Genomic DNA, 15,380 nt, shown 5'->3' on the forward strand with positions numbered 1-15,380 from the left:
TTAAAAATATTTCACTAAATATATTTTAATTAAAACTATATTTTTAATACATATATAATAAGAAGAGAAGTATAATTATGAAAAAATGCATTTTTGTAAAGTTTATGTTAAGATTGTGTTAAATTTTCGCAATTTAATTCACTTAATTCAATTAAAATGCAAAAAACGCATAATTATGTGGTATAATAATTATGAACGTTTATAAATAAATAATTTATATATAGACATTAAACATAGACTTTAAATATAGGGGGAGAAAGCATGAAGAAGAATTTTATTTTTAAAAGAGTATTAACATTAGTACTAGCGGTGATGATGCTAGTGACGGCTGCGCCTGTGAATTTACTGGCAGAGCCTGGAGGTGCAAGTGGCTCTAAAAAACCTTATGAGATTGTCTTCGACGACAAATCCGTTGTGCGTATGGAGGATTATCTCAATAAGAGCGATAAAGATGGCTTAGCAATAAATCCAGCAAAGCTTAAAGAGGGACAAACAGCTGCTGAGCTAATTAAAAATCCAGCTCAGCCTGATATTTATACTATGCGTGCTGATTATAAGGTTAAGCGTGGTAACGACTATGTTATCAACTATCAACCATATATTGTGAGTGTTGGAGAAGATATACCTGATCCAGATAAAGATAAAGTATCAAAAATAGGCTGGACTGAGTTGCCAGAGCTAGATGGTTACACTAAACCTACACCAAGATTCAACGTAGAATATGGCTTTATTAAGAAAGAAGTTTTAAATGGAAGCCAGTCAGGAAATTCAGAAGATAGTAAATATAAAAAGAAAAGCACAACTACTGAAATTCCTAACTATGGCATTAAACATGAGCTTGTTTGGCCTTTCAATTACGAACCAAAGAAAAATGAAATACAAGTAATACATGTTTTTCAACACCTTTATGATAACCAAAAATACGGCATAGGCGAAGAAGAAGAGGGTCTTAATAAAGAGCAGAAAGAAGAACTAGGTATTAAGGACGATATTTATAGAAAGCAATATGGCTATACAGGTGAGACAATATCGATAAACCCTGTAGAAGAAAAACTTATGAAGGGTTATGAGCCAGAAGTTAATGAGTTTAGAGTTCAAATACCAGAAAGTACTGAAAACTTTGTAATAAAATTGCGCTACAATCGTAAGCACTACAACATTAACTACAATACAAAAGGCGGTACTGAAATTCCAGTTCGTACTCTTTATTATGAACAAGAAATCCCTAAGATAGATTCTAAAGAAGTACCTCGTAAAATCGGATCAGACCTTATAGGATGGAAACCATCTTGCGACCTAATTGGACGTATTGGTAACACAAAAACAGTTTTTAAGGCCAACGAAATAATAAGAGACTCAGATAACAATCCTATAGTCGATTTTAGCAATATATATTATGAAACAGATAATTTAGGTGAATTTAAAAGAAAAGATGGCAAGAACGTAGAAAAAATAAGTTCAGATATTATAAAGCTATTTATGCCTGCCGAAGACGTTACTTTCACAGCAGAGTGGAAGGACAAAGAAAAAGCAAACTACGCGGTACAATTCTGGGCAGAAAAGGCAGACCACGCAGACGGTGCTTCTCTTTTAGAAAAATACGAATACATGGGAACTCGTGTATATAAAGACCATCCTGTTAAAGTGCTTAAAGAAGGCAAATGGGTAGGATTTAGCCCAAACTTAGATGAAGAGCCTGTTAAGGACATTGTTTTTCCTGACCTTGATAAAGCTCGTCTAGAAAAGATATGGAATGGCGCTAAATTTAATCGTGGCAAAAATCTTTACCTAAACAAATTCTATGTATACAATAAAACACTAACTCATAAAGAAAATGCAGACCCTGAAGATACAAGTATTACAAAGTCTATATCTTCGACAGGTCAAACGGTATACAATATCTACTACGACAGGCAAGTCTACGACCTATACTTTACGAAGTCTAATGCACAACCTGATAAAAATACTATCTACCCAGAAATATGGGGCTATGACCCTGTAAAGGAAGAGGCAGTTATGCTAGGCGGTCCTGGCAATCCATACCACTACAAGGCTAGATTTAATGAGATGATGTATAAGTGGCCTAACGATGCTAAGCAAACCAAGGGCTTTACGCCGGGCTATCAATCTTTTGGCTGGGGACCAAACTATACTCAGGCAAACTGGCCAGTTCACTTGGACACACCTCCTTATCGATTGAACGCAGATGAGTTCCTTGACATGGCAAACTATACTAACTGGGGCGGCTATGTTAATAAGATAGATGCTGGCAAAGGTAGAATAATAAAGGCCAAAGACTTTACAACCCTTTCCTTTGGTATAAAACAAGACGAGCCATCTATCCCTCACCACATGGACTTTTGGATGGACGGCTTTAAGTCAGGAGAAACCATCATCCGCTACGACCTTGTAAGAACCAAGGCGGACACCGCCGGTCTGGACTATGGCCACAAATACCCGATAGTTACAGGCTTTACACCTCGTGACTATGATCCGAAAAACCCTCAAAGCGCATGGCCAGTTATCAGAGAGGGAAGCGAGGAACATGGCCGTGTGAACGAAGATGAAATTGGTGACCTAAACGACGAGCGTGATGATATCACCCCTAACAATAGTGGGACATACTATAACAACCAAGGTGTTAAACTTCCTATAGGCCAGCTAGACTTTATAGCACACTTTTTTAGCGATTCCGATGAATTTGGCGACGTAAAGGAAGGTGGTCAAGAATTTGAACAAAACGGCTACTTACGCTTCTTCTACAAGCGTAACAAGTACCCGCTAAGATTTAACTACGACCCAACAATAACAAAGGATGACAGTGAGTTTAACGATACAAATCAATTAATGACTTTCTACGAATTTCCTCTAAAGGCACTAAGCCCAGATGTAGATACAAAAAATGAGTACAAAAAAGCAGGTACTGAAGAAGGCCTAAAAAACTTAATAGATAATCCAATTAATTTACAAACATTAGGCCTTACAGAGCTTATTCAAACAGATCCTAAAGATGGCAAGTTAAAAGTCAAAAGACCAGACAATATCTCAGAGCAGATGGTATTTAAGGGCTGGGCGCTTGACCCTGCCGGAACAAAGCTTATCTGGGAGAACGATACGGAAAGGATGCCTTCTCATGCGGTAAATCTTTATGCTAAGTGGGGCGACCCAGACTATCAATGGAGGGTAACTATAGATCCAAACTTAGAAAGAGATAAGGGAAGTCTTGCAAATATTAGTGCAGATAGTCTTACTACTGAAAAGAGAATCATACAAGTTGGAGACATTGGACAAGAAGAAAAAATATCTTTCCCTAAAAAAGAAGCTAACGAAGGCAAGAAGCAAGTCTTTACAGTAATTCACAAACAAAAGCTTAATGAATTACCAAAGCCAGAAAGAAAAGGCTACGACTTTATGGGTTGGGAGATAGTTCGTTTCAAAAAGAACTCAAAGGGCGAGTACACAAATGATGTTGACGACTATTACCGCAAAACTTATAAAGTTCCAGAGCTATACACTTTTGGCAACGACGTTGTATCGGACATATATTTAAAAGCAATTTGGGTTAAAAACGAATTTGTCGATGTTAATATATTCCACCACTTCTTAGATAAAAATTATATAGAAGATAAAGAGAAATTAGAAAAACAAACTGATGCAAATAAAAGGACTGGCTCAGACGTTACAGCAGTGGCTAGCCGTCAAAGCAAGAAGTGGTATCTTGCTCCAGATGAAGAATTAAGAGAACATAATGTATCGGACTATATAGAATATACAAAGCTAAAAGATAATAATGGAAACTTTAGAAAGAACACATACAATCAATATATTAAGGTAGGGCCAGAAAAAGTTAAAGACCCAAAAGATCCAAACGAAGAAATTTTAAACCCTAATAACAATTTTCATTTCTACTATAGACCATTTAGACAAAGAGAGTACACTGTTAAGTATATTGACGAAAGAGCAATTGAAAAGCTTAAAACAGCTAAAAATGAACAAAAGGATGACATAATTAATAAATATGCCATAATTACTGATGAAAAAGTTGTCAATGGTAATCGCTACACTGACGCAAGAAACTATAGACCAATACCAGGCTGGAAGCTTGTAAGCGCACCGCAACAACAACTATTCTTCGATGTAGATGAAGCTACAAATGAATTTTTAGGCATCAATGGCACTAGAAAGAAATATATTACCTTTATATATAAGGACGTAAGAGTTATTGAAACTACAGAGGACGCTCCAGTACCAGATGGCTACGTAAGAGTAACCTTCAAAGCAGACAGGGGCGGCGTATTTAAGAATAAAGACGGAAAAGAGGTTAAAGAGCTTTACTACGATGTAATCAAAGGCTTAAGATCAGACTTACTTCCAGTTCCAAGAGATTTTGTTGAAGATGACAAAAAAGAAGAAGGCAAATTCTATATCACACCAGAAACTGGAAAGAACTTTATTAAGTGGGATAAGTCTCAATTACTAAATAAAGATACAGTCATCGAACAAAATTATACTTTCACAGCTTATTTTGATTGGTCAGAATTAGATGCGGACGCAAGTGGTTTAGTATGTACAGAGTCTTTCGATGATGAAAAAGCTACAAGCTCAAAAGATTGGTCCAATATATTTGCACCAAGTATCAAAGAATTAAAGAAAAAGCTTATTTTAACGAAAGATGATAAAAAGATAGAAAAAATTGATGATTATGATAAATATGTCATTATAGAATTTAAAGATGAAAATGGAGAAAAATTAGAAACTGACGAGGAAGTTTTAAAATTACTAAACGAAAAACGTAAAGAAGACAAAGACGAGCTAGTTCGCAATACAAATATTAAAGCACTTGTTAAGTTTAAAGATAAAAAATTAAATAATATAGAAAAAGAACTTAAAGATATTGAAGAAAATATTAAAAAAGTTAAAGAAGAGATAAAAACGCTTAATGAGGCAGCAGCACCAAATCAAGAAGAGATTTCAAAGAAAGAAGCTGAATTAGCAAAGCTTGAAACAAATAAAACTGATAAGGATTCAGCAATTGAAAAGTATAAGTCTTCATTGAGTACACAAGAGCTTATTATACCAGTAAAAGTTTACAAAAACCGCTACGAAGCTTTAACTACAGGAGAAAAACCATTATTCTTAAGAGAAGCGGAGGAAAAAACTGCCGAAGATGGCGGCTTAAAAGAAATTCTTAAAGATACTGTTTCTAAAGCTTATGTAAAAGTTACTGTTGCACCTACTGGTGATTTGAAATCAAAGGATAATAAGGTTTACTATGTCAATCCAAAAGCTTGGGTAGAAATACCAAAAGTTGATACCAGCGATAATGTTAAATTTACTAACTGGAAAGCAGATAAGGATGCTCAAAACGAAAAAGGCGTATTTGATTTTGATAAACGTCACAAGTTTACAGAAGATACAATAATTAAACCGGAATTCACAGAAAACGTAATACCACAAACAGGTACAGAAAAACCAACTAACGTACCGAAAGACTTCGTAAGAGTAGAATTTGTAACTACAAAAAATGGTACTATGAGCGGAACTAAAATATTCTGGGTTAAAAAAGATTTTGATCTTACTATACCGGTTACTGATCCTATTGGTATAGGCTACTTTACATTCAAAGAGTGGAAGATAGGCGCAAATGCCGAGGGAGATGTATATAAGCCAAATGAAGCGAGAAAGTTCACTGCGGATACAACTATAACAGCGACTTATGATGAAGCTCAAAATATAGTAAGTTATAATCCAAAGGAACCAATAACAAGACCAGAAGGATATATAAGAATTAGTTTTGAAGCTGACAATGGAATTACGCTTACTGAGTCAAAGGCATATTATGTGAAGAAAAATGCAAAAGACGAGCAAGGAAACTCTATAAAACTTGCGAACACTGAACTACTTAAGCCAAACTATAAAGTGGATCTTGGATATAAGTTTATCGGATGGAATCCAGATGACAATACATTGATAGGCGAAAACGACATAGTAGTAACAGCAAAATCTACAGCTATAGAAGATGTAATTGAAAAAATTAATACAAGTGATATAGCACCGACTGGATATAAAACAGTTATATTCAAGGCTGGAGATAACGGAACTGTAAGTGAAAAAACATATTTTGTTAACCCTAATAAGTATATCACGCTAAAGGCACCGACTGATGCAAAGGGTAATATAGGTTATGAGTTTGCATCATGGAGCAAAGATGCAACAATACCAACACAGTATAAAAAGGAAGAAACTGTGATACTAGCACACTTTAACCCAATAGATGCAGTATCTACAGTTAAAAAGGATGGTTATAATGAGGTTACTTTTGTAATAAGTAGCGCTGGTGGCAAAATCCCTGACGGAGAAACTATTACTTATTATGTTAACCCTAATGTAAAGGTAAAACTTAATCCGCCAAAGACAGTGGCAGATATTGGATATGTTTTTGGTACTTGGGCACCTGATCCTGTTGTAGAAAAAAATTACACACAAGCTAAAACAGAAATTAAGGGTACATTTACAAAACTTGCTGATATCATAGCTAAAGAAGGTGCTAGTGGAGAAAACTCTAAACCAGCAGGCTATGTAACAGTTACTTTTGACCAAGGAGAACACGCAAAGGAAATAAGTGGTAAGACTATTTACTATGTCAATCCAAATGCAAATAAAACATTAGCTGATATTAAAAAACCTACAATTACAGCAGAGACTGGCTGGAAGCAAAAAGCTAATACGGATGCATGGAGCGTGCCTGACACAAAAGAAATAAAAGATAATATAACTGTTACTGCAAACTACGATGCACTTCCTGATGTTGATGAAAGTACAAAATATGAAGGCTACATCGAAGTTAAATTTGTTACAACAGAAAAAGGAACGATTGAAGGCAGCACTGAAACTGAAAAGACAGTTTATGTAAATCCAAATAAAGCAGTAGCACTTGCTGCATATGCACCTAAAATAAAAGCTAATGCTCAATATGAATTTTCATCTTGGGATACAGATTTAACAAAGCAAACAGTTTATAAAAATGGAGATAAGATTACAGCACAGTACAATGATAAGGACGCTATATCAAAAACTACAAAACCAGGATATATAAAAGTTGAATTCAAGACAGATGCTAATGGAGAGTTAAGTGGCGACACTAAACTTTGGGTAAACCCAGGAGTAGATCTTACAATTCCAGCACCTACTGTTAAACCTAAGGTCGGATACGAGTTTGAAAAGTGGGACAAAGACTTAAAAGTTAAATTGCCAGTTAACTCGCAAACTTATGTAATAAATGCTAAATACACTAAGCTGAAAGACCTATATACTGGTGATCAAGCTAAGCCAGAGGGTTACAAGACAGTTACTTTCGTATCTGATGCAAATGGTAGTTTATCAGGCACATTGGTGTACTATGTAAACCCTGAAGAAGAAGTCGACTTTACAAGTATAGTTGGTCAATCAATAACAAAGACGGCAAACACTGGTTATACAGCTGATGGTGGCACATGGACCAGCGATAATGGTGAAAAATTAAAAGATACTTTCAATAATGACACTATCTTCACATATACTTTTAATAAGATAGGAGACATCATAAAAGTAGATACGGGCACTGTAAAACCAGAAGGCTACGCTACACTTACATTCAAAGCAGATGCCAATGGCAAGCTTGAGGGTAACGTAGACGAAATAAAATACTATGTAAACCCTAAGGCGAATGTTAAGATAGTAGATAGTGTTACAGGAGCTAAACAAATTGCTGTACCTAAAACTATAGCTAGTGCCAACTATGATTTTGGAGTTTGGATTCCAAGTATCGACTATGATAACTTTATAAGTGGTGATTTAAACTATACTGCGACATTCACAACTAGCAAAGTTACTTTAACTTACAATAAAGGTATAGGCGAAGGAAGTGTACCAGAGCCAGTTAAAGTGCCTTACAACACTAGCATACGCTTTGCAACATCACAAGGCTTGAGTAGAACAGACTACACATTCGATGGATGGTTAGTAGATGGCAAAAAATATAAAGCTGGTCAAGAATTTACTCTAATAAAAAATACAGAGGCAGTCGCTAAATGGGTTAAAGATCCAGAAGTTATTAAGTTTAACTCTGAGGACCCAAAAGCTAGACCAAATAACAGCTATGTAAAGGTAAGCTTTGTATCGGACGACGGTTTATTCCTTGAAAAACTTAACTCTTACTATGTAAAGAAAAATTCTGGTTTATATTTAAGCAACGAAGCTATAAGAGCGCCAGAGATAAAAGCCAAAATTGGATACAAATCACTTGGTTGGGATCATACTCTAAGAGAAGAGATAAAAGGTGATGATATAGTTATCAAAGCAAGCTCAAAACCACTAGAGTCAGTCATCCCAGCGACAGATGGCAGCGGTAATACTCTTACTAAGCCAGAAGGCTACAAGACAGTTAAGTTTGTGGCAGGAGTAAAAGGTGAGTTATTAGAAAATAATAAAAAGATTGAAGAAAAGACTTACTATGTCAATCCAAATACTAATATAAGACTTACACCTCCAAATACAAGAGGAGAACTTGGTTATACTTTTGCTTCTTGGGACAAAGACGCTACTATACCAAGAGTTTACGTAGACGAATTAACAACTATCACAGCATCTTTCAACGAAATGGGTGCAGTATTAAAAGAAGAAAAGCCTGGCTATGTAAAAGTTACTTTTGAAATAAGTGGCGAAGGAGGCAAAATTGCTAGTGGCGAAACTACTGAATACTACGTAGACCCAAGCCGTGAAGTAAGTATCGATCCGCCGCAAACAAAGGCAGAGCTAGGATACGAATTTGATAAATGGAATCCAGATACTACAGCTAAGAAAAAGTATACAGTTAATACTACAGTTAAAGGTAGTTTCAAGCCAATAGAGGCGGTAATTCCTTCAACTGATGCAAATGGCAAGCCAAACGCAAAACCAGAAGGCTACGTAACAGTTACTTTTGACAAGGGCGAACACGGCTCTATGACAGGACAAAAACTTTACTATGTCAATCCAAATGCAGGCAAAACATTAGCCAATATTACAAAACCTACAATTAAGGCACATGTTGGATATAAATTTAATAATTGGGACACTGCTGACGATACTCCAATAAATGATAATTTATTTGTTATCGCAGATTACACTAAACTTGACGACGTTATACCAAAGACAAGAGAAGACGAAACAGAAAAACCAGAAGGCTATATAAGTGTTAAATTCTTAACAACTGGCAGTGGCAAGATAATTGGCACACAAAAAACAGAAAAAATTGTTTATGTAAATCCAAATAAGGCGGTAGTTTTAGAAAACCAAGCACCAGAAGTAAGTCCTAATACAGGATTTGCATTCGCTGGATGGGACACATCTATACACAAGGCAATTCAGTACAAAGATAATGACGAGATTGAAGCTATATACAACAAAGAAGCGAACATCTCAATTAATGAAAAGCCAGGTTATGTAAAAGTTGTCTTTAACGAGGGAGAAAGTGGCGAATTAAAAGGAACTACAGAATACTGGGTAAAACCAGGCGTTACTGTCACAGTTCCAGCGCCAAAAGTTAAGCCAAATACTGGATATAAATTTGACGAATGGGACAAAAACAGATGCGTTCATCTAGAGGCTGGTGCGAAGACATACACAATCACTGCTAAATACGAGACTATAGACGATATAGTTGCAGGCGACCAAGACCAGCCAGCTGGCTACAATAAAGTTATATTCACAACTGATGGCACTGGTAGATTAAGTGGAACAAGAATTTTCTACGTTAATCCAGAAAAAGAACTTGATTTAAACGCAAAAGCTAATGCTTTGATTAAACTTCCTAAAGTAGGCTACACAAACGATGGAGCAAATTGGGAACCTACTATAGAAGCTAATAAAAAATACACAGACGAAAAGACAACTTATACATTTAAATTTACAGAATTAAAGGATGTCGAAAAAGAATATCATCCAGGTTATGTAAAGGTAGAGTTTGTAGCTGGAGACAACGGATTTATTAAAGGTGGAAACAAAACTTATTATGTAAATCCAAATAAGAATGTCCAAATCGGTTCTAAAGAAATACCTATACCTGAAACTGGAGAAAATGACAACTTTAAATTTGATAAGTGGGTGCCTAGTTTTGAAGAAGGCGATGTAATAAATAGCGATAGAAAATATGTCGCACAATTCAAAGCGTCATTAGTAACTCTAACTTATAATCTAAATGGAGCGACAAGCGGCAAAACACCAAGCGACGTCGTAATGCCTTACGGAACAGTTATTAATATGGCCTCAAATGAAGGTATCACAAAAGATTATCATACATTTACAGGCTGGAAGATAGGCGATAAAATTTATAGACCGGGAGAAGAATACACATTAACAGGCGATGTTACAGCTTATGCTAATTGGCAAGAAGATGCAAACATTATCCCTTATGATCCAGAAAACCCTATAACTAGACCAGACGGTTTTGCAAGAGTTACTTTCGTGGCAGATGAAGGTTTATCTCTAAGCGGCGTAAAATATTACTATGTAAGAAAAGGCATAGGAGTAAGGCTTGACAACGATAGTATAGCTAGGCCAACTAGAGAGGCAGCTCTTGGTTATGAACTTGACGGCTGGGATAAGCCTGACACTACAGTAATTAATTCGGACATGGTCGTTACTGCGAAGTCTAAAAAATTAGACGATGTAATCGACAGTGACGAAAGAAGCAAGCCAGAAGGCTATGTAGAAGTTAAGTTTGAGCATGAAAGTAACGGCAGAATTTTTAATGGCAACAAAACTTACTACGTTAACCCTAGTAAATATGTAACTATAACTCCTCCTACAACTGTGGCTAGCAGAGGATACGAGTTTGGCGCTTGGTCTCAAGACGCTACAGTGCCTACAGTTTATAAAACAGACACAACAATTACAGCAAAGTTTAATAAATTAAACATAGTAATTCCAAAGACAAAGAAAGACGAGTCCGAAAAACCTAAGGACTACGTAAGTGTTACTTTTGAAATAAATGGAGTCGGAGGAAAAATATCAGACGGCGAAACTATCACTTACTTTGTAAACCCTGGTAACTCAGTATTTATTAACCCACCAAAAACAAGTGCAGAAACTGGTTACAAGTTTGCTACTTGGGACCAAGATACTACAGCTAAGAAAAAGTATAAAGTTAATACTACAGTTAAAGGTAGTTTCGAGCCAATAAAGGCGATAATTCCTTCAACTGATGCAAGTGGCAATGCAAACGCAAAACCAGAAGGCTATGTAGAACTTGAGTTCTTAAAAGGTGATAATGGTAAGCTAAAAGGACAAAAAGTTTACTATGTAAATCCAAATGCTAATCAAAAGGTAGGAGATTTAACAGCACCGACAATTGACCCAGATATTGGTTTTGATATTGCTGATATAGATTGGGAAATACTAGGAGCGCCAGAACCTACTGGTAACTATAAAGATGAAAAAATTAATAAAAATTTAACACTAAAAGCTAAGTATAAAAAATTAGACGATGTAATGGACCAAAGCAAATTACCTGGAGGCAAGGTACCAAATGGCTACATCACAGTTAGCTTCTCTACAGAAACAAATGGCAAGATAAAGGATAAAGACAAAACAGAAAAAATTGTTTATGTAAATCCAAATAAAGCAGTGGTCTTAGCTGGCCAAGCACCAGAAGTAAGTCCTAACACAGGATATGATTTTGCTGGCTGGGACACACAAATTACTAAGAATATACAATACAAAGCTGGAGACGTAATTAAGGCTTTATTTAATGAGACAAAAGATATTAGTCCTATTCCAATAAAGGGCTATGTAAAAGTTACATTTGCTAAGGGAGACCATGGCAAATTAAGTGAAGAAAAAACTTATTATGTAAATCCTAATAAAGAAGTAACAATACCTGCGCCTACTGTTAAAGCAAATACTGGCTACAAACAAAAAACTGGTAGAGACGCTTGGGACAGTGCTTTAACTCAAAAGTTTACTAAAAACACAACAATTACAGCGCTATATGATAAGCTTGAGAATATAATTCCAGAAGACCAAGAAAAACCAGATGGATATGTTGAAGTTAATTTTGTAGCTGATCATGGAACATTATCAGGAACAAAAACTTACTATGTAAATCCTAACGAAATAGTAGATTTAACTAGCGCAGCTAATGGTCTTGCTAAAGAGCCTAACGTTGGCTATAAGGCAGAAGGAACTTGGGGCGAATCACTAGAAGGTAAATTCAGCGGTGAAAAAACTTTCACATTTACATTTAATAAAGAAGAAAAAGTAATTCCAGTAGCTGATGGCGTTAAAAGACCTAAGGGCTATGTAAAAGTTACATTTATCCCAACAGACAAGGCAGATAGCAAAAATACAGCCTTCTATGTTAATCCAAACTACGATGCTACATTTACAGGCTTTAAAGACCCAGAAGGAAGAGAAATTATAGACAGCGATAAAAACAAAACAACTTATACTTTCGATAAGTGGACTGTAACAAAAGGCGTTGTAGCTACTTGGAAAAAAGTTTCTGAAATCAATTATAAGTTTACGCAAGATACTGATATCACTGCAACTTATACAAAATATGTAGAACCAAGTAACTTGCCAAGAGCTAAGAAAGGCGTCGTAACAACTATAGGCGTAATGCCAAAGCCAGAAGATTTAATTGCAAACAAATATACTGACGATGTTGTTGATGGCATTAAGTTACCTAATGATGTAAGTTTCTCATACGAAGAAAAACCTAATGTAGATGAGGCTGGCGCTACTATTGCTAAAGTTAAAGTTACTTACCCAAGTGGCAAGACTGAAGTAGTAAGTGTGGGAGTAAAAGTAGTTGGCGATGTAGAGGAACAAATAGATCCAAAAAAACCACCACTTGTACCAAAAGATTATGTAAAAGTAGTATTTGACCCAACAAAAGAGGCAACAGATCAAACTAAAGATGAACAAGTGTTCTGGGTTAAAAAGGATAAGGAAGTAAAAATAACTGGCATAAAAGAGCCAGTAGGTAAAAACAAAAATATTAAGGGAGTTATTAAGCCAAACGCTTTTCTTAAGTGGCAATTGAAAGATGGCACTTCAGTAAAAGATTATACTGAAAAAACAGAAATAACTGACACATTCACTAAAGACGAAACAATAATAACTGCAATTTACGAAGTTATAGAAAATGTTAAGCCACAAGCCAAAGGCGATCAAGTTTTAGCAATGGGCTCAAAGCCAAGTCCAGAAGACTTCATTGATAACCTTTACGACTACAAAGACCCTAATAATAAAGACAATTTACCAAATGGAACACAATTTGAATTTGTTTCAGGAAATGAACCTGATACAAGTACAGCTGGGAAAGGCAAGACTGTAAAAATTAAAGTAACTTATCCAAATAATGAAACAAAAACTATTGATGTAAGTTACGATGTAAGTAAAGACGTTATTGAACAAACTGACCCAACTATAACACCAGTTGTTCCTAAGGGCTTTGTGAAAGTTACAGTTGATACTACGAATAAAGCCACAGAAGATACTAGATTTATAAGAACATTCTGGGTTGATCCTTCAAAAGTAGTTACTATACCAGTTGACGAGCCAATTGGAGTAGTCGCAAAAGATTCAAACGGCAATATCATAAAAGACGCTTCAGGAAAAGATGTTAATTGGAAGTTCAAAGGCTGGAAGTCAAGTGAACAATCATCAAGAACTTGGGACGGAGAAATAAAAGCAAGATTCACATACGAAACTACAATCACAGCACAATACGAAAGCATAATTCCTGAACCATCAGTAGAAGCTAAATTAGTAGAAACTTATGTAGGAAAAGAACCTAATGAATATGATTATAAAGATGCAATCAAAATGATGCTTAATATGACTGAACTTTCATTTGATAAAAATGTTGAAAAGATTGAAATCACTAAACAACCCGAGGTTAGTGAAGCTGGTATGAGCCAAGCAAGAATTAAGATAAACTTTAACAATGGAAAATCTAAAGAAATTACGGTACCAGTAAAAGTACACGAACTTCTTTATCCAGCAGATACGAACGGCAAAAAGACAGCTGAAATATCTAATGATTACGTAAAAGTTACAGTTGATCCAACCTTATTAAACGAAGAACCACAAATTCAAATCTACTATGTAAATCCTTACGTAGACGTAGTTATACCACTTCCAATAATTCGTCCAATAAACGATGCAAAATTCGTAAACTGGATTATAGACGAAGACCCTAATGCGTCTTATTATGGAGAAACTCGTAGATTTGAAGAAGATACAAGAATTACCGCCCAATACGATAAAGCGGCTCCTCCAACACCTGAAGTTGAGTTAATAACTGTAAATCAAGGCGACTATGTAGATGCGAACACATATATTGACCATATCAAAGGTTTACCAAAAGGAATAAGTGTAGAATTTTTAAGAGTTATTACTGAACCAGATACAAGCAGAGCTGGAGATACTGTGGCATTCTTAGAAGTTCTATACAGTAACGGAGAAAGGGGCAAGATTGCGGTTCCTGTTAGGGTTCTACCAAGGCATGAGCCAGATCCACGTCCAAGTGAACCACAAATCATTTACAGAGACAGAATCGTTGAAAAAGAAAAGATAGTCGAAAAGATTGTTAAGATCAAAGACAACGAAAGACTTAAGGAACTAAGATACATGCAAGGCTTTAACGGCAAGTTTAGACCATATGACGGTCTAAGAAGGTCTGAAGCTGCTCAAATCTTAGCGAACGCTCTTAAGGCTGACGGCTACGCTTACGATCCATTCTACCCTATAAGCTACACAGACATTGGTGACACTTGGTACACTGAAGCTGTTAGAATAGTTTCTCAAGCGGGTGTTTTCCAAGGATATAGCGATGGTACTTTCAAACCAGAAGGTAAGATCACTAGAGCGGAATGGGTGGCAACGCTTAGAAGGTTCCAAGACTTAAAGAAGGTTAGTGGCAACGACATGGGCTTAAGCATGGGCCACTGGGCTACTGAAGAGATAGAAGCAGCATATCAAGCTGGCTGGCTAGATGTATACACATCAGGCATAGCATACTTCGATGCGAACGCTCCTATCACTAGACAAGAAGTAGCGGCTGTATCTAACAAGGCTTTCGACAGAGTTCTTGACAAGGCTTATCTAAAGAGAAATGTTAATAATATGATACATTACAAAGACATCAATCCAAGCATGCCTCTATATGAAGACATCTTATGTGCAAGTAACACATTATTGACAGATGGCAGATACTATAAGGCAAATGCTATAGATATGGACGCTCTAACATTTAACATTATTACGGATGACTTGTTAATATATCAAAAGAAATTCCAATTCTTTACTGAAAGATAAGCTTAAACAATAGAATAAACTATATTTATAGAAGAGTG

At 35.9% G+C, this 15,380-nt stretch carries 1 protein-coding gene; it reads left to right on the forward strand.

The window, feature by feature from the left end; genetic code table 11:
- The first annotated feature begins 261 nt into the window (after positions 1 to 261).
- Positions 262 to 15,342: an InlB B-repeat-containing protein gene (locus BN30_RS10160; protein ID WP_019214406.1), complete on the forward strand. Its 15,081-nt coding sequence runs from the start codon at positions 262 to 264 to the stop codon at positions 15,340 to 15,342.
- Positions 15,343 to 15,380: the final 38 nt, after the last annotated feature.

Origin of the sequence: Fenollaria massiliensis, from assembly GCF_000312505.2 — a bacterium.
Classification (GTDB): Bacteria; Bacillota; Clostridia; order Tissierellales; family Peptoniphilaceae; genus Fenollaria; species Fenollaria massiliensis.

Excerpts from the sequence above, each read along its gene's own strand:
- BN30_RS10160 (WP_019214406.1), top strand. The coding sequence starts at position 262 with ATGAAGAAGAATTTTATTTTTAAAAGAGTATTAACATTAGTACTAGCG.